At 48.0% G+C, this 16561-nt stretch carries 18 protein-coding genes; 14 read left to right on the forward strand and 4 right to left on the reverse strand.

Features of this window, described 5'->3' with window-relative positions:
* Window positions 1-2: 2 nt before the first annotated feature.
* Both AZF00_RS08520 and AZF00_RS08525 read right to left on the reverse strand, forming a co-directional pair.
* A complete protein-coding gene (locus AZF00_RS08520; RefSeq protein ID WP_008247939.1) occupies window positions 3-947 on the reverse strand; it encodes a sodium-dependent bicarbonate transport family permease in 945 nt (314 codons plus the stop codon).
* A gap of 162 nt (window positions 948-1109) precedes the next feature.
* On the reverse strand, window positions 1110-1997 hold the full coding sequence (locus AZF00_RS08525) for a cation diffusion facilitator family transporter (protein WP_008247941.1): 888 nt from the start codon (window positions 1995-1997) through the stop codon (window positions 1110-1112).
* Between the two features lie 139 nt (window positions 1998-2136).
* Between AZF00_RS08525 and AZF00_RS08530 the strand changes: the two genes are divergently transcribed.
* Complete coding sequence (locus AZF00_RS08530; RefSeq protein ID WP_008247943.1) at window positions 2137-3327, forward strand: TMEM143 family protein; 1191 nt, start codon at window positions 2137-2139, stop codon at window positions 3325-3327.
* Window positions 3328-3498: 171 nt separating this feature from the next.
* Here the strand turns inward: AZF00_RS08530 and AZF00_RS08535 are convergent, their stop codons facing one another.
* On the reverse strand, window positions 3499-3951 hold the full coding sequence (locus AZF00_RS08535; RefSeq protein ID WP_008247945.1) for a hypothetical protein: 453 nt from the start codon (window positions 3949-3951) through the stop codon (window positions 3499-3501).
* A 701-nt stretch (window positions 3952-4652) separates the two neighbouring features.
* Between AZF00_RS08535 and AZF00_RS08540 the strand changes: the two genes are divergently transcribed.
* The 3 genes from AZF00_RS08540 (at window position 4653) to AZF00_RS08550 (ending at window position 7469) form a co-directional block, all read left to right on the forward strand.
* Window positions 4653-5456, forward strand: coding sequence for a hypothetical protein (locus tag AZF00_RS08540; RefSeq protein WP_008247955.1), 804 nt, complete (start codon window positions 4653-4655; stop codon window positions 5454-5456).
* A 177-nt stretch (window positions 5457-5633) separates the two neighbouring features.
* The gene (locus AZF00_RS08545) at window positions 5634-6791 is read left to right on the forward strand and encodes an iron-containing alcohol dehydrogenase (protein ID WP_008247958.1); all 1158 of its coding nucleotides are present in this window, start codon (window positions 5634-5636) and stop codon (window positions 6789-6791) included.
* A 69-nt stretch (window positions 6792-6860) separates the two neighbouring features.
* On the forward strand, window positions 6861-7469 hold the full coding sequence (locus AZF00_RS08550) for a glutathione S-transferase family protein (RefSeq protein ID WP_008247960.1): 609 nt from the start codon (window positions 6861-6863) through the stop codon (window positions 7467-7469).
* A 78-nt stretch (window positions 7470-7547) separates the two neighbouring features.
* Here AZF00_RS08550 and AZF00_RS08555 read toward each other — a convergent pair whose 3' ends face one another.
* A complete protein-coding gene (locus AZF00_RS08555) occupies window positions 7548-8417 on the reverse strand; it encodes a CPBP family intramembrane glutamic endopeptidase (protein ID WP_008247961.1) in 870 nt (289 codons plus the stop codon).
* A gap of 159 nt (window positions 8418-8576) precedes the next feature.
* Here AZF00_RS08555 and AZF00_RS08560 point away from each other — a divergent pair, with 159 nt between their 5' ends.
* From AZF00_RS08560 to AZF00_RS08605, 10 genes are all read left to right on the forward strand, one after another.
* Window positions 8577-9329 (forward strand): lipoprotein intramolecular transacylase Lit, encoded by a 753-nt coding sequence (locus tag AZF00_RS08560; RefSeq protein ID WP_008247963.1) that lies wholly within the window; start codon window positions 8577-8579, stop codon window positions 9327-9329.
* 255 nt (window positions 9330-9584) lie between these two features.
* The gene (locus AZF00_RS08565) at window positions 9585-10085 is read left to right on the forward strand and encodes an AP2 domain-containing protein (RefSeq protein ID WP_008247965.1); all 501 of its coding nucleotides are present in this window, start codon (window positions 9585-9587) and stop codon (window positions 10083-10085) included.
* Between the two features lie 415 nt (window positions 10086-10500).
* A complete protein-coding gene (locus AZF00_RS08570) occupies window positions 10501-10959 on the forward strand; it encodes a hypothetical protein (RefSeq protein ID WP_008247967.1) in 459 nt (152 codons plus the stop codon).
* A 209-nt stretch (window positions 10960-11168) separates the two neighbouring features.
* Window positions 11169-12536 (forward strand): MBL fold metallo-hydrolase, encoded by a 1368-nt coding sequence (locus AZF00_RS08575; RefSeq protein WP_008247970.1) that lies wholly within the window; start codon window positions 11169-11171, stop codon window positions 12534-12536.
* Between the two features lie 53 nt (window positions 12537-12589).
* Window positions 12590-13216, forward strand: a complete 627-nt coding sequence (locus tag AZF00_RS08580; RefSeq protein WP_008247972.1) for a superoxide dismutase family protein — start codon at window positions 12590-12592, stop codon at window positions 13214-13216.
* A gap of 250 nt (window positions 13217-13466) precedes the next feature.
* Entirely contained in the window at window positions 13467-14054 is a 588-nt protein-coding gene (locus AZF00_RS08585) for a hypothetical protein (protein ID WP_008247975.1), read from the forward strand.
* Window positions 14055-14119: 65 nt separating this feature from the next.
* Window positions 14120-14536: a hypothetical protein gene (locus tag AZF00_RS08590; protein ID WP_008247990.1), complete on the forward strand. Its 417-nt coding sequence runs from the start codon at window positions 14120-14122 to the stop codon at window positions 14534-14536.
* Window positions 14537-15565, forward strand: a complete 1029-nt coding sequence (locus AZF00_RS08595) for a hypothetical protein (protein ID WP_008247992.1) — start codon at window positions 14537-14539, stop codon at window positions 15563-15565.
* Between the two features lie 198 nt (window positions 15566-15763).
* Window positions 15764-16057 (forward strand): hypothetical protein, encoded by a 294-nt coding sequence (locus AZF00_RS08600; RefSeq protein ID WP_040802709.1) that lies wholly within the window; start codon window positions 15764-15766, stop codon window positions 16055-16057.
* Between the two features lie 13 nt (window positions 16058-16070).
* Window positions 16071-16394 carry a ssr3402 family protein gene (locus AZF00_RS08605; RefSeq protein WP_008247997.1) on the forward strand — a complete coding sequence of 108 codons (324 nt, stop codon included), beginning with the start codon at window positions 16071-16073 and terminating at the stop codon, window positions 16392-16394.
* Window positions 16395-16561 lie beyond the last annotated feature (167 nt).

The following is a 16561-nucleotide window of genomic DNA, read 5'->3' on the forward strand; positions in this document are numbered from 1 at the left end:
GTTTAAGCTCCAAAAAAAGCGTGTATGTATTCCGCCATCGCGTAATAAATGGGGATGCCGATCACCACGTTAAAGGGGAAGGTGATACCCAGTGACGCCGCCAAAGACAAGGTCGGGTTTGCCTCGGGCACCGAGATCCGCATTGCCGCAGGTACCGCGATGTAGGATGCACTGGCGGCGAGTATGGCGAGCATTGCGGTACCGCCCACGGAGAAGCCCAGTAAGCAGCCAGTGGCCGCACCAAGTACCGCCGACAGCATCGGCATGCTAATACCAAACACGATCAGGAAAACGCCGTACTTTTTCAGGCTGCCCACGTGCTTAGAGGTGATTAGGCCCATTTCTAAGAGGAAGAGGGCTAAAATGCCTTTAAATAAATCGAAGAACAGGGGTTTGATCGACGCCAATTGCTCGGCACCGGCAATCCAGCCAATGAGCAGGCCGCCGATCATGAGAATGATGCTCTTACCCAGTAGCACTTCGTGGCCAACTTGCGCCCAATTTGTCTGCTTGGAGAATCCCTTGGCGATCACGATGCCGACCAGAATGGCAGGTATCTCGAGCATTACCACAAAAAGTGGCATTTGCTCCTCGTAGTAGATCCCACGCGCGCTCATATAGGCCACCGCGACCGCAAAAGTACCCATGCTCACCGAACCGTAGTGTGCGGCGATAGAGGCCGCGTCCACCCGACTAAAGCGGCCTAGGTAGCGCAGGAGAGGGAAGGCAATGAGGGGTAAAAGGATACCGAGGCCAATAACCACCAGCATCTGCGGTAACAGTTCCAAAAAGGGCTGTTTGGCGAGTTCGATACCGCCTTTCATGCCAATGGTTAGCAGCAACATAATGCTAACAAGATCGTAAATGGCGGGGGGAAGTCGTAACTCAGAGCGGAGCAAGCCGGCACTGAGACCGAAGATAAAAAACAAAATCACGGGATCTATCATGCCACACCAAACCTCTTACCAGACGCTAGCTGGACGGGCTAGCGATTGCGCGCAATCTAGCGAATGGCGATGAAATAAGCCAATGATTTTCTGGCTTCGAACCACGAATAGCAGCGGGAATATTCACGATAGTGAAATAGTGAGTGCCGCCGGTCTTTTTCCTCAATGTGAATGCTGAGGAGTGTCACGACAAAACTCGTCGGGAAACTCCAGTTCAATGGTGGTGTGGCTCAACTGGTACTTGGCCATGGCCGCCGCGATATCCGCTTTGAGTGATACCAGCTCGGGCTGGGCGTAATGCTGGTTCAGAATTAGGTGCGCGGTTAACACATGATGCTCGCCGTCTAAAGACCATAGGTGGAGGTGATGAATATCGCTCACGTGGCCAATGGCTTGCAGATCGCCCTGAATTTGGCTGCGCAGCTCGCGGTCTGGGGTTGCTTGCAAGAATAGGCGCAGGGTTTCGATTAGGGTTTTCACCACATTAAAGAGGATAAACACGGTAAACCCGATGGAGAGCAGGGGGTCTAAAATGGGGAGTTCAACCACCATTAACACCAAGGACAATACTAGGATGGCAACCCAGCCCAGAACATCTTCCAGTAAATGCCAATTGAGCATGCGCTCGTTTAGGGTTTTACCGTGGCTTAACTTGTAGGCGGCATAACCGTTAACCGCCACTCCAAGAATTGCCAAGCCCAGCATCCCGGTTGCATTAGGCATTTCTGGGTGCGCCAAGCGCGGAACCGCCTCGCTCAAAATCCACATTGCGCCCAGCACCAACACCACGCCGTTGATAAGCGCGCCGAGTAAGGAAAAACGGCGATAACCATAGCTATAGTGGTGGCTGGCCTCTTTGTCTGAGATTTTATTGAGCACCCAGGCGGAGCCAATCGCAAGACAATCTCCCAGATCATGCACCGCGTCCGCCATTATCGCGGTGCTATTGGTTAAATAACCACCAATAAACTCAACGATGGTAAAACCAAAATTGAGGGCGAAGGCCCAACCGATGCGTTCTGAGGCGCTATGATGGTGATGATCGTGCATGTTTAATCTCAGATTGATGGCTGTTGGACAAAAACATTACCCCTCGCAAAAACAATAGCCTATGCTGCGTGGCAATGTCGAGGCAGGGAATCCTCTAAATCAAACAAAACGCTCTCTATAAAGACAAAAGGTTGTTGCCATGCCAAATCTGGCCTTACTCCACTTTATCCCATTTCGTCGTGCAGATATTTTACAAATGTGTCTACAAGAAGGGCAGTTAGACGCGGAAAGTTTGGTGCAATTTAGAGCCGGTGCCGCCCATATTGAAAGCCATTTTCGCGACGACTTCCACCGCACAAAGCACGCTCTTAAAGATACCTATTTCAGCCTGGATCCCGATGCAGACACCCGCCTGGTGTATCTCGACAACAGCGATAGTTTGGCTAGCGCAAAAGACCTAGCGCAGCAGGTGGCGCAATTACTCGAGCGTGCGAATTACGACAAGGTAACCCCTGAGGTCCTCGCTAATGCGCTGGATTCAGCGTCCTTATTCCATATTAGGCTTATGGTAAACCTCGATGATTTTGACGAGGTCTTACTGTATACCCGTGGCGCCAGCGAGCGCTCAGAGGAAATACGCGGTCCGTTTAACTTGTGGCGCAAAACGGTTCATTTCATTAACTACGATAGAGTTGTCCTCTATTTACGCTTTAAAGACACCGCGAACGGAAGCAGCGCGGCGGCGGATTGTCGGCCCGGATCAACGATGTTGAAACTATTCCAAAACGTGCCCGATGCCGACTTAGAAATGCTGTTTCCCAATACCCAAGTTGGGATGCGTTTGCGCGACAAATTAATGATAGGCATACCCGCACTCGTTAGTGGTGGCATTGTGCTCACCACAAAACTCGGTGCGACCTTGGTCTTAACTGCGTCTTTGTTAGGCTTTTGGCTGGGATGGCACAAGGAATCGGTAGCTTTAGACCGCAACGCCATCATTGTACTGTTGGCGGGCGCCGGTACCATTGGCGCCTATTTATTTAAGCAGTTCAGTAATTTCAAGAATCGTAAATTGCGCTTTACTGAAGCGCTGACGAGGAATCTCTACTTCAAATTACTGGATAATAATGCGGGGGTTCTGTACCGCCTACTCGACGACGCCGAAGAAGCTGAGTGTAAAGAGAGCTTGCTAGCCTATTACTTTCTATTGGCGGCCCACCAGCCCCTCAGTGCGCAAGAACTGGATCAGCGAATCGAAGTTTGGTTTTCCCAGCGCTGGCAGTGCCAATTAGACTTTGATGTTGATGACGCGCTACGTAAACTTGCGGCGTTAAAGCTAGCGTATTTGGAGGACAATTACTGGCATATTTGCAAGGACGAAACCGCCTAGCGAAAACCAAATAAGTAAGGCGAAACTAATTCAAGATGGCATGCAGTACCGAGAGCGAATTCCCTCTATGTCACATTTTAATAAAATCGAGCAAGTCATGATTAGGATTAAATAGCAGACAAAAGTCGCACTGCTTAGTCACACTAAATTAGCTGAGCAGTGCGACTAATATTACAAAACGGTAGCTAGCACGGGAGCAGCTGCATTTACCAAGTCAATGGCGACGGGGAGTAAGCCAGCGGTTAAATCTCCGCCAACCAATGGAATACCTGCATCTAATAAACCGCTGGCCAAAACACTATTAAGCAAGGGCAGGGCAGTATTCACCGTGTCTATTGCAACAGGGCCAAATCCCGCTAAAACACTGCTGCTTAAACCTGTTACGGATGGGAGTGTGCTCACCAGAACACTATTTACCAGTGGCAATGCCGTATTAACTGAATCAATCGCGAGCGGGGTTAAGCCGCCTAAGATAGCTGCCGTTGGCAGGCCAGTATCAAGTAGGTTTAATGACGGTATTGCGCTTCCGCTAAGGGGCCCAAGCGCTCCAGACAGCAAGTCTTGAGCGTGACTCACGGTACTAATTGATAAAAGTAGTGTTAAGGCGACGAAGTGCTTTTTCATGGTAATTTCCTCACGTAGATAAATAACTATGACACAAGTTGGTTTTCAACCATGGCTGAGCAAATTCGGTGCCAAAGGCTGATCTTGGCCGGTGTCGCTGTAAAAGTGATTACCTATGACAGGTGATTTAAGCCTTATAAATCGGGTATATCAGACTCTGATGTTATAGGGAGAATTTGGCGTAAAATTCAAAATCAGCTCAAATTGCCGCTGCGACAAGTATGCCCATGGGGCTTGCGTGATAAGAATGGATTATATTTGGGCATAATATCGTGAAGATGGCCTTTCGCTTGAACTAAGCTGGGGCGTTACACGCAGCGCTAATTATGCGACATAGCACCCTGAGTCTAGGGCTAAATGTGAACCTGGGCTATTCAGTGGCCTTATAAAATCAAAAAACTAGATTGCGCCAATTATTAGCCGTTAATGTAGTAAAAAGCCGAAAATTGCGTTTAAGCGTCACGGAGCATAAGTCGTCTTTTTGTGATGGCACAGAGCGATTCTTACGCAGAAGTTGATCTTCGGTTTGACCCCTCGTTGCAAAGTGAGGATATTAGGCTTTGCGAAATTAACAACTACAACGGCTCGCATCTTGCTACTCTATAATTAAATCCGATAAAAGATGACGGTGATATGCGTAACACATTGATTAATATATCCTTATTTTTAGACGATGCATCGGCATTGTTTGGCTGTGAGCAATGAGCTCAGTCTTGCGTCGCAATTTGCGAATTAAAGTAAGAGGCGCTAAACAGGCCGGCTATGTGATTACCACAGAACTGGTGCTTCTCGCCGCTGCCTTGCTGGTGGGTACAATCATTGGTTGGATCGCCATACGCGACGCACTCTTGCAGGAAATGTTTGATTTCGCCTCTGCCATTGAGGCAAATACCTATTTCGCTTTTGATGGCTTGTCTGCTGGTCAGCAGCCCAACGCATTCGAAAACTCCTCGCCGACTAATTTTTCGGGGCGTTCGGCGTATATTGCGAACAACAATGGTGAGGGCGGGGTAGTATTAATTAATGGGGGTGGCGACGACACCACCACAGATCCAGTAGACCCGCCAATTGACCCCCTCGACCCCGTTGTTGACCCTGTGACGCCAACCGATCCAGGCCCAAGCGCGCCAGTGTATACGGAAATCCCATTTCTAGATGTTGTCGATCCTGACCCCTTGGCATTGGTGGTTATAACGGAGAAGGTCAGTATCTTGGACTGTATATCCAGCGCCACTCGCTACAATATTAATATTGCCAAAGTGCTTGGTGGCGATTTGACTGGTCAGTGTGAAGTGCTAATAAACGAAGTGCCCGATCCAAGTACCATTCCTGCGGACATTGAAAATATTGTATTTCTATTATTAATTGACCCTGTTACCGGTCTTACCACGGATCGTGTGAGCATTGCGGACTGTATGGCTCGTTTGGCCACAGCGAGCGCTGGCCAAATTTATATCGAGGATTTGGCCGCAGAAGGTATTGGAAGCTGTACGATTCTTCCTTAAGTGTAAATTATGATGGCCTAAGCTGCGCGTCGCTATGCTTCCTTACCGCAATCGGACAGTCTTACCGTGGCGTCTTCGCTTTGCTAAGATATTCCTTAAGCTTTTATCGTCGATATAAAAACGATTTGCGTAGACTGCCCGTACAAACCTTTCTTTGAGTCATTAAAAGGCTATTTCATGTTGAATTTCAGTTTCTCTAACGTAACCCGCATCCATTTCGGTGAGGGCCAAATTCAGGTTATTACCAAGGAAATACCCGCCGACGCAAAGATCCTTTTAGTTTACGGCGGTGGCTCAATAAAAAATAATGGCATTTACGAACAGCTCTCCCTAGCACTGACCAATCATAGCGTTGTGGAATTTTCCGGGATTGAACCCAATCCAAGCTATGAAACCTTAATGAAGGCGCAAGCCCTGATTACTGAAAATAATCTTGACTATATTTTAGCCGTTGGCGGTGGCTCCGTGGTTGACGGCGCAAAATTTATTGCCGCAGCGGCGTGTTATGACGGCGAAGACCCATGGGACATCATTGCAAAGCGGCAGCGTATTCGTGCGGCGCTGGACATCGGTGTGGTATTGACCCTGCCCGCGACGGGCTCCGAAAGTAATGCTGGCGCGGTGGTTACCCGCCACGGCCACAAAGGCACATTCTCTAGCCCCCTCGTTAGGCCTAAGTTTGCTGTACTCGACCCCGCAGTGACTTTGAGCTTGTCAGATCGTCAAATAGGTAATGGCGTGGTCGACGCCTTTGTTCATACCATGGAGCAGTACCTCACTTACAGCGTAAATGCCAAAGTGCAAGATCGCTTTGCTGAAGGGCTTTTGCAAACCTTGATCGAAGAGGGCCCAAAGGCACTGGCGCTCGCAACTAAAAATGATCTTGCCGTGCGCGGCAATATTATGTGGGCCGCGAGTCTCGCCCTTAATGGCCTGATTGGTGCCGGTGTTCCACAAGACTGGACTACCCATATGATTGGCCACGAACTCACCGCAGCGCACGGAATTGACCACGCTCGTACCTTGTCTATTGTGCTGCCAGCGGTTTTAAAAGTACGGCGGAGTGTTAAGCGAGCAAAACTGCTTCAATACGCTGATCGGGTCTGGGGGATTAGGGACGGCGACGAAGAAGCCAGAATTGATCAGGCAATTGCCGCAACCGAAGCGTTTTTTAGCGCGATGGGCTTGCCTGTTAGGTTGGCAGAGGTCGATCTCGGCGCTGAGCACATCGATGAACTACTTGCCAAGCTTACTGAACATGGCATGGTGAAACTCGGCGAGCAGGGCGAAGTTACCCCGCTTGTTAGTCGCCAAATTTTAGAGATGGCGCTGTAACAGCCCCTTGTGAGCTGCCCCGTCAGCTTTTAGTTAAAAAAAGCCGCACTACCTTTAAAAGGCGCCAATATGATTACTGTTCACCATTTAAATCAATCGCGTTCAAAGCGCGTAATCTGGCTTTTAGAAGAGCTGCAAACACCCTACGAAGTGGTGCATCATCAGCGCAACCCGCAAACAAATCTTGCACCTGCTAGCCTTGCGGCAATTCATCCGCTGGCTAAATCACCGGTTATTGTCGATGGTGAGCGCACTTTGTGTGAGTCGGGGGCGGTGATGGAATACCTGTTAGATCAAACTCCCCAACACAGCTTACGTCCGGCTAAAAGCGAGCCATGCTATTACGACTACCTAGAATGGCTGCATTTCGCAGAAGGTTCTCTGGCCATGCCAGTGATTATAAATATGATTATGAAACGCGAAGAACGGGCAGGCAATAAGCCCCTCGACGGTTATATTGCCAAAGAGCTCGCCCTCGATTTTGCTTACATAGAGGCGACATTGGGCCGCAGGGACTATTTTGCAGGGGACCGATTCACGGCGGCAGATATCATGATGTGCATGATTTTGGAGATCGCTTATGCGCATGGCTTGCTTACTGATAAAGCGAAGACCCTAGCGTATTTGAGTAAGCTACAAGGCAGAGAGGCATACCAAAAAGCGGCGAGTTTTGCTTAAGGTTTTATCCAGCGCTAGTGGCTAGCTGCACTGGCGCTTGCTTAGCCCATCTTAGCGCTGAGCGGAACAAGCGCTGCGCTAGAAAGGCCAAAAAACCTTGGGGATGTTTCCCTGCTTTAAAAGGGACGCCACATCCATACCCACCGCAACACCGGCATGCACAAAGAATCCTCCCCAAATTGACGCTGAACGCAGCGCCAAAATTCCTAAAAACAGCCCAAACAGTATCGCTCCCCCGGCTTCCGGCCATAATTTAGGAAAGTGAATCATTAAATACGGTACGCACATTATCCATACCGCATTAGCGCCCACCGCCGGCCGTAGCGCCTGCAGAAAAAATCCCCTGAAGAAAAATTCGAGGCAAATGAACTGACCAAGATAAAGGCATTCCCAGGCGAGAAAATCGAACCAGCTTCGGCCAGCTAAGCGATAGAAGGGGTAGTGGGCAACAAAGTCTCGGTTAGAGGCGGCAATGACAACAAACAGTAATATTGGCGAGAGCAGTAATAAATAGCCCGCCCAGTGCTGACTGGTGTTATTCCAGCGCCAACCAAAATCAGCCACCGGCAATTTGATATAGCGCTTAATGACGAGTGCCGGAATCAGTACATAACCAAGCACATGCCAGGCTGTCCACCAGGCGTAGGTAATTAGCTCGACAAAGCCCGTCTGCCTAAGGGACTGATACAGATAATGCGATGGTTTATCGATTGTTTCACTCAACATTTGCAGTAGGGCGACGAATACCGAAGAGTATTTAAGGTAGTGAATGATTAACAAACAGACCGAAACACAGGCTAATACCACAAATACTCGGCGCAGGGCTTGGGGACGGTTCAGCGTATAGCTCGGCGCATTGGCATCTATTTCATCTAGTGCAAGCAAGATTTGCTTAGGATGCAGATCTTTTATAATGCGTTTACCAATACCGGTGCTCGTCATACTCATCAGCAGTTCTCTATTAAATAGCCTAGCGCAAATTTTAACCCCTCATTCTACTCGGCTTTTATAGGCGATGTAGCAATGCAGACGCAAATTGCGGAGACGGTACAAAGCCTAGGACAGATCAGCTAAGCTTGGCGCCGAACCCTATAGGAATACCCAGAGATGGTGCCGAATATTGCCATTATTAGCCGTAACATGCTCTACAACATACTTACGCTCGGCGTCAGCTTGTTTATTGCGTGGCATTTACTCTTGGCAGGCGATTTTTTTTATGGCTTTTGGCATGACCATATCGGGATTGCTGAGAATATTAGTCAGTATGGCCCAGAGAATATCTATCGAACGGGCTTTGCAGACACGACGCGCGCGCAACGCATTGATTTATTTAGCCAAATTTGCCACTCGATTAGCCATCAGGGCGCGGGTCTGGCTGATATACGCTATTCAATTCCCGATAAAGGCATTAACAGCCCCTTATTACACCAGGCTGAAATCATTCACTTACAAGATGTCGCCAATTTAATTAGCGCGCTACAAAAAGGCGAGCCCCTACTGTTTTTGCTGTGGGCGGCTCTTCTCGCTAGCTTCATTGCTAAATCCTGGCGTTTGCCATCTTGGCGCCAGCTATTACTGGCAAATGTCTTCTGGATCGTCGCCGTCGCAGCACTGATCATGGTCGTTGGGTGGGTTAGTGTCTTTTATAAGCTTCACACACTTATCTTCCCAGATGAGCACCAGTGGTTCTTTTATTATCATGAGTCGCTGATGTCGACCATGATGCAAGCACCCGATTTATTTTTGTATATCGGACTTTCTCTGGCTGGGGTGAGCGCATTACTTTTTTGCTGTCTACACTGTCTAAATCGTGTCTTACAGCGGCATTGGCGGCGCCGACGTCCAAGTAACGAGCCATAAACTAAACGCATGCTGGAAGCAAATCGGGGGAAGCCGGGAACTGTGGTGTGCACAGCATGTCGGATATCCCGTTAGCTAGCTAAATACTAGGGAAGAGCGCATTTGAATGTTACCATATGATGTTAGATTAGCCGGCCCGGCGCGGCCCTAGTCAATGAAACGTCAATTGCACCGCACAGGCCGACTTGGTTACAATTGGTGTATAAATTGCTTATATATTGCTAAACCATTAAAGAAGTGAGACTTACCGGACACATGTCTAAACGTAAAGCCATGTATGGCATTTCCAGAATTGACGATGAGATTTACCGCACTCATGCTTGGCGGGTCAGTCTAAGGCGTCAGAACAAGTTACTGGTTAAAAATTTCCCCGATAAAACCTATGGCGGAAAGCGCAAAGCCCTGCTCGCGGCAAAAGCCCATCGGGACGAGGTCATTGACCAATACCCACCTACGACTCGCCAACAATTTTGCAACGCTCCTCGACGCCATAACACATCTGGCATTCCCGGCGTTTATCGCTACGCCAAGCGTTACAAACTTAAAGATGGCTGTATTAAAGAAATCTGGTATTGGGAGGCTCACTGGCCTGCCAAAAAGCCGGGAGATTTTGGTAAAGCGACATTCTCGATACAGCGTTATGGCGAGAAACAAGCAAAAGCACTTGCCGTGGCCGCTCGGGAAGCCGGAGTTCAACAATTAAAAGGCGTCTTTTGGGCAAGTGAACGGGGCGCATCGCAACTCGCTTTATTTTAATTATATAAATATAAATGCCGTGGGCGCGCACTATGCAGCCCACCTGCCGCACTCGTAACCCCTCTGAAAGGACCTTTCCCGCCTTACATTAACGAAGCCACTGCGGCTCTTTGGCGCAACGCACACCTAAACCAGCCGTTAAGTGTGTATAAAAAGCCATCAACAAAATAATCCGCATAAGACGAAATTTGAAACTTGACAGTTTCAGGCGACATTGAAAACGCGAAAGCAATGCGACGCATTGATAATAAATTTTACTTTTATGTTAATAAAATTAATTTAGGCCTATTGCAATCTACGTTGCCATTTAGCAGGCCATCATCTCAGCTTTTTTGGCGACCTCGTGAGTATCTCGGCATTTCTCATTGTCCCATGGGTAACTAAAGAAAAATATTAACACCACGGGGAGGCCAATATGCATATTGAAACCATCCAAGATATTGTGGAGTGGTCGGCGGCATTTCACCGATCCTTCAGGACACATTTACAAGCGAGTGTGGCGACCAGCCAAGATGAGCGCGCGAAGATGCTCAGTCATTATATTGGCGACCATCAGCTTAATTTAGCCAAAACCATAGATGCATTAACACCCACTGAGAGTGCGAATGCCTTGGGTACTTGGTGCACTGAGTATTTTAACGAGCAACCGCTGCCAAATACCGCAAAAATAAATCCGCGCTGGGCTGAATTATCAGCCGATGAAATATTTTCTGATGTGAATGGGATTTACGAACAGCTAGTTGATCTTTATCGGTATTTACTAAGCCGCTGTGCAGCGACGCCAGCGTCTGAAACGCTGCAGCAGCTCATCGATATTCATGAGCATCAATTGAAGCTGATGGCGCACTCCGTGAATCGCTTACAAGACATTTAAATGTGCGCTGCTCGTCGTCATTGTCTTGATTTAGCTATCTCATTCCCGTGCGATTTAATCATTTAACCGCAAGATTATTTAGTTGGGAATCACAGTGCTCAACAAAAGCAACAATGATTCAAGAGAGCGAGCAGCCGCTAATTCCGTCATCGCAAAAAGGAACGGAACTGACACTGAACGTTAAATGATAGCTGTAAAAGGAGATCAGTATGCAATTAAAGCGCCTTGAAACCCCTGGAATTGCTCATTATGCCTATTTACTGGCTGATGGCGGTGAAGCGGTCATAGTTGATCCTCGGCGCGATATTGGCGAATATCTCGACGCGGCGCGAGATATGGGCACACGAGTCAAATACGTGCTGGAAACACATCGTCAGGAAGATTTTGTTATGGGCTCTGCCTACCTGGCTGAGCAAACCGGCGCGCGTATCGTTAATAGCGGTCACAAATTATTTGGCCATGGCGATGTGCAATTGGACGATAATGAAACACTTTCGGTTGGTCGTTTAACCGTTCAGGCCCTACACACGCCGGGACATACGCCGGAAAGTACCTGCTACGCTGTCTATTCGCCTCAGAATAAAAATTCGCCTTGGTGTGTATTCACAGGCGATACGCTTTTCTTTGGCACAACTGGACGAACCGATCTGCCGGATGAAAACGCGTCTATTGAAAATGCTGCGCTTCTACACGACTCTGTTCACGAGAAAATTTTTGATTTAGGCGATACCGCGTTAATTTTACCTGCCCATGGCCCAGGTTCGGTGTGTGGTAGCGGTATGGCAGATCGCTCCTACTCCACAATAGGTGATGAAAAGCAATATAACGAGGTTTTTACATTAAGTCGTGAGGAATTTTCTAAGAAGAAGGGCGGTGAACGCTTATCACGACCGCCTTATTTTAGACACATGGAAAAAGTCAATCTCCAAGGCGGGATCAAATCTCAGTTTCAGCCCAACTCAGTGCAAATATTAAATGCTGCGGAATTTGCCAACCAAAGCGGGGGCGAGCTAATTATAGATACCCGCGATCCTGAAGGCTTTGCTGGCGGCCATATAGATAATGCTCACAGTATATGGCTTGGCGGTCTTTCGGTATTTGGTGGTTGGATAGGCAATGAGCACGTGCCGATTTACTTGCTTACTGAACGGCAGGCGGATATTGATATCGCGGCCATGCATTTGTCGCGCATTGGTATCGATAATATTCGGGCAGGTCTTGCCGGGGGCTTTGGTAAGTGGCGGAGTTCTGGTTTACCAATTCAAATGTCCGGCACGATTTCGCCAAGAGACTTATCTGCTAATTTAGAGCGCTATCAAATACTCGATGTTCGTGAAATCGACGAGTATGACGCCGGTCATATACCGAACGCTACACATATGTTTGTCGGTAGCTTGGAAGCGCAGCTCGGAAAATTACCTTTCGATAAGGAAAAACCGGTAGTGGTGACTTGCGGGGTCGGACACCGTGCTAGCTTGGGCGTGAGTATTTTACTCAGAGCGGGCTATAAAAGCGTAATTAATTTAATCGGCGGTATGAGTGCCTGGAAGGCGATTGATTTGCCGACGCAAAACTAGCTTCGCCGTTTAAATGCGAACTCACAAACGCGTATACATAAATAGGAGGAGTAATGGTGAAACTAAGCAAAAAATCTATGGCTCTAGCCATCGGGTTCACAGCCCTACTTGGATGTGAGGAGTCTAAGCAGCAAGTAAGTAATACTCTTGAAGGTAACACCGGGCCCGAAGTCGGGGCCATGGGCCACGCGAAATTTGCCAGCATTCCCGCCGCCGAAGCCAAGATTGCGCCCACGGGGGAAAAAGACGTTTACGGCACAGTTTATTTTTCGCCAGGCGAGGGTGAAAAAGACATGCAAATCGAGATATCGTTAAAAGGTCTCAATCCTGGGCTCCATGGCTTTCATATTCACCAACGGCCTGATTGTGGCGATGCTGGAAATGCGGCGGGCCCTCACTTTAGTCCTAGCAAAAGCGTCCATGCAGCACCAGAGGCAGACGAGCATCACGCAGGCGATCTTGGAAATATACGGGCTGACGAATACGGTAAGGTTGAGGCACGCCTAATAAGTAAATCCCTTGCATTTTCAGGCATAAATAATGTGTTAAATCGCGCAGTCGTTGTCCATGCCGGAAGGGATGACCTCCGTAGCCAACCTAGTGGCGATGCTGGCGAGCGTATTGCTTGTGGTGTGATTCGGCCTACACAGGACGTGCTGGTCCGTGCAAGTCAAAAGTAACCACGCTCAATTAGATAGTGTAATTGGCTATAAAAAATAAGTGCCTCAGCGGCTTATTTCTATTACTCTTTTAACTGACAGCATGCCGCAGGGGCGCTTACTTACTTTACAGTGTGTAATTTTTCAATAGCTTATTTAGGCGCAGGGCTTGCAGCACCAGCTTGAATAACTGCAAATGATAGCGTGCCAAAACAAAGCGCTGAGCTGGGCAATAGCACGTGTATCGGCAAAATTTAAAATGAGCGCATATATGAAATATTGCATCGCAGTATTAGGTCTCTTAGTCGCAAGCTTCACCTATGCGCTCGACGGTATTGAGTTAATAACTAACGCTGACGCCTTGCCGCAGAAAGCGATTAAATACGCTGCGCCACTCCAAAAGGAGATAAGCGACTCACTAGACATTGGTGACAGCCTGTCGAACGGCACACTACTTTTGATCAACAAAAATAATCTACATTATCGCGCTACCATTCAGCTCGAAACCAGTATGACGGTTACAGCTGAAGGTCCTCACCTTGATTTAATCGACTGGAAGCACTGCACCTCGCAATGGCATAGCTTGACGGAAGCAAAGAACGGGGAGTATTCGCTGCCCAATTTCGATGACATTAATGTCGACTGTTTCCCAAGGGTTTCTGATGAAGAGCTTAAAGCAGAAGTGTTACGCGTCGGCGGTGAACATTGGCTAGGCATCTTAGAGGGTGAAGGCTGGCCCGAAGCTTATCGGCCCGTGGAAATTTCGCTTAGTACTGTTCGCATAAAAATTGAGGAAAAAATAGGCGTAAACTGGCGTGTGCTAAGTCTTATCAATATGAGTGTACCTATGGGCTGCTAAGTATTCCCGTTGCGCCGTAAAAGGCCCTTTCTTGTTTATATCTGCACGCTAACGAGGTTCGTATAATGCGCGTTAATATTATAATTTTAGCTGGAATCTGTGTGCTACTGCAGGCTTGCGCTGGCAGCAGGGCGAGTTATGAGGCCTTAATAGAAACAAAAAATGATACCGCCGCCATTTATTTATCTGTGGGTGAAACCAAGGAGGTCTTGGCGATTAGTAATGGTTTTCCCGGTTGGTGGGGTATTTATCCTGGAATCGCGTCGCTCTCACCCGACATTGCGAGCGTGAGCTGTAATGCAGAGCGAAGCATAATTCCTTTTCGTTCCCCAGGCGTGGTTTTGGGTGGCGAAGTTTGCTATTTAACGGCGAACAAACTTGGTGAAACCTGGTTGATACACGGGAATAAATACAATTTAGATATAAGCAGCCCTGAATTGCCAGACGATAAAGTTAAGCTTATTGTGACGAAAGCTGAGTAAATGTTTTGCTTAGCAGGGATCAAGCATAATTCTTGTCGCCACCGTCGGGACATATCTGAGTCCTCCCGCAGTTTGTTAGCTCAAAGCCAGTTTGTGGTGCTAGATAATACGGTGACGACCACCGCGCGAGTCATCCGTTTATTCCTTATTTACCTATCTTTACTGGCGGCTTCCTCCAGCCATGCGCTAGAGCATTCTAGCCGCAATTGGCAACTAACCGCGCCTGAGCAAAAAGCAATGACGCTAAGTATAGCAAGCCGCCTGGATCAACCTCGGATCTTAACACTCAGTGTTGATGGGCATACGCTTTTTGAAAAGCCTATGCGTCACGCTGAGTTGTTGGGCGCTTGCCAAGAGAAGCGTACGCACGCACCTCGTTTCATCGTTAGCGAGCTTATGGAAGGGGTAGGGCTTGAGCAAGCGTATATGCTACGAAAAAATAACGGCTGGCAGTTACTGGCGATTCCTAGTGTAGAGGGTATATCGCGGGTTGATGAGATTGCAGGCTGCTATCGCGCGGCGAGCAATTGGTCCTTGGATGGTGACGCCATTGATTGTGAGTGTGATGTAGACGAGCTTAGCAAACCGCAGTTATTTACGGACCAATGGGCTGACTTACTTAGCGACTACCAAACCGGTTTGTATTTAAATGAATCAACAAGCGAGATTAAGCCAAGGCTAATACAGAATACGGCTCATATAGAGACCTTGTTGGAGCGCGCGCGTGCTAACAAGTCGATTAGATTTGAAAAAGCGGTAAAAGGGCGCCGATGGCTCATTATTGAGCATAAAAATAGTATCTACGGTTCCTTTTCCCTTGGTCTAATTAAGCAGGAAAATTACTGGTCTGTTTGGTATTACGTACGCGGCAATAGCAAGTCCTTTAATACGATCAATGATATCGAAAACGTAAAAGCAAATCTTTTATCTGCCACGCTGTGTATCAAGGAGTGCGATTGGTGGGACAAGTCAGAAAGCGTTGATATTGGTCTTGATACCTTAATCCTCAAGGTGAATGAACGAGAATGAGCAGGCCTTGTGCACAAGATCAGCTATTGATTTGAGTGCATTAAAATTAAAGGAAACTTCGTGAACACGTGGGCTCGGCTAAGATTACAAATCTCTCTGGAATACCAGCAGCTTGTGGCGAGGCTGCATGGTGTTTTTACGTCGAAGAGGGCGCCGCTTGCCAAATATCGCGCACGTAAAATACGCGTCCAGCTTGAAATGAATGCAGTACTTATTAAGCAATTTCAGGATGCCAAGCGGAAGCAAAAGAAGTCGTACCACTGGGGTGAAATTGGCTGGCAGGTAGAAAATGCTGCCGCAGAGTGTGAAATAATATTGCGTTCGTCAGATTCGGAAGATGTAGCGCACTATTTTGCCCGGGTTTTGCCTGCCATTTCGGCTTTGGCCAACCATTATCGCCTGAGTCAACTCGATGAAAGTGGCTATGCATTAGCTACAGTACGAGAAATTGAACGTGCGCTACTTCAAAACTCAGATAAGATTCAGAATTAAAACAGGTGGGAACATGAAGGTAATAAAAAGGGTGGCCATCACTGTGTTGCTCGGATGGAGTGTCTTAGGCAATGCGGCATTAGCACCATCGGCAGTTCATCTAAGAGACTTGGACACGATGCTTGAGTTTATTCACAAACATCAATATGTCGCGATGAGCCTAGAAAGCATCGATCTAGTATCACTAACGATTTATTACAACAATAACTGTGAGGCAAAATTCGTACGAAGCAAGCCTAGCTTGTTAAGTCTAGGGCGGCCAGCAGGCCCGCAGCCTGGCATCGAGTTTGAACGCAGTACTTGCCCATTAACTGAAACCAATGAAACCTCCCAATGATTTCAAACACAGCACGACAGTAAGGCACCATTAAAGTCTGTGAATAAATGGCTGCTATCTGGCTTAAGTTTATTGCTGCTTGAAATATTAATAGCAGTAAGCTTGCTCAAATTCTTTTTGTGGGTTGAACGAGGTTACTGCGCACCGTATTTTCGCGCATCAGGGCA

The sequence above is a fragment of the Zhongshania aliphaticivorans genome (genome assembly GCF_001586255.1).
GTDB lineage: Bacteria > Pseudomonadota > Gammaproteobacteria > Pseudomonadales > Spongiibacteraceae > Spongiibacter > Spongiibacter aliphaticivorans.

Coding starts and splice junctions, on each gene's coding strand:
- AZF00_RS08530 (WP_008247943.1), top strand. CDS start 2,137: ATGCCAAATCTGGCCTTACTCCACTTTATCCCATTTCGTCGTGCAGAT.
- AZF00_RS08590 (WP_008247990.1), top strand. CDS start 14,120: ATGCGCGTTAATATTATAATTTTAGCTGGAATCTGTGTGCTACTGCAG.
- AZF00_RS08575 (WP_008247970.1), top strand. CDS start 11,169: ATGCAATTAAAGCGCCTTGAAACCCCTGGAATTGCTCATTATGCCTAT.
- AZF00_RS08605 (WP_008247997.1), top strand. CDS start 16,071: ATGAAGGTAATAAAAAGGGTGGCCATCACTGTGTTGCTCGGATGGAGT.
- AZF00_RS08550 (WP_008247960.1), top strand. CDS start 6,861: ATGATTACTGTTCACCATTTAAATCAATCGCGTTCAAAGCGCGTAATC.
- AZF00_RS08585 (WP_008247975.1), top strand. CDS start 13,467: ATGAAATATTGCATCGCAGTATTAGGTCTCTTAGTCGCAAGCTTCACC.
- AZF00_RS08560 (WP_008247963.1), top strand. CDS start 8,577: ATGGTGCCGAATATTGCCATTATTAGCCGTAACATGCTCTACAACATA.
- AZF00_RS08555 (WP_008247961.1), bottom strand. CDS start 8,417: ATGAGTATGACGAGCACCGGTATTGGTAAACGCATTATAAAAGATCTG.
- AZF00_RS08570 (WP_008247967.1), top strand. CDS start 10,501: ATGCATATTGAAACCATCCAAGATATTGTGGAGTGGTCGGCGGCATTT.
- AZF00_RS08525 (WP_008247941.1), bottom strand. CDS start 1,997: ATGCACGATCATCACCATCATAGCGCCTCAGAACGCATCGGTTGGGCC.
- AZF00_RS08545 (WP_008247958.1), top strand. CDS start 5,634: ATGTTGAATTTCAGTTTCTCTAACGTAACCCGCATCCATTTCGGTGAG.
- AZF00_RS08600 (WP_040802709.1), top strand. CDS start 15,764: ATGAATGCAGTACTTATTAAGCAATTTCAGGATGCCAAGCGGAAGCAA.
- AZF00_RS08540 (WP_008247955.1), top strand. CDS start 4,653: ATGAGCTCAGTCTTGCGTCGCAATTTGCGAATTAAAGTAAGAGGCGCT.
- AZF00_RS08565 (WP_008247965.1), top strand. CDS start 9,585: ATGTCTAAACGTAAAGCCATGTATGGCATTTCCAGAATTGACGATGAG.
- AZF00_RS08520 (WP_008247939.1), bottom strand. CDS start 947: ATGATAGATCCCGTGATTTTGTTTTTTATCTTCGGTCTCAGTGCCGGC.
- AZF00_RS08595 (WP_008247992.1), top strand. CDS start 14,537: ATGTTTTGCTTAGCAGGGATCAAGCATAATTCTTGTCGCCACCGTCGG.
- AZF00_RS08580 (WP_008247972.1), top strand. CDS start 12,590: ATGGTGAAACTAAGCAAAAAATCTATGGCTCTAGCCATCGGGTTCACA.
- AZF00_RS08535 (WP_008247945.1), bottom strand. CDS start 3,951: ATGAAAAAGCACTTCGTCGCCTTAACACTACTTTTATCAATTAGTACC.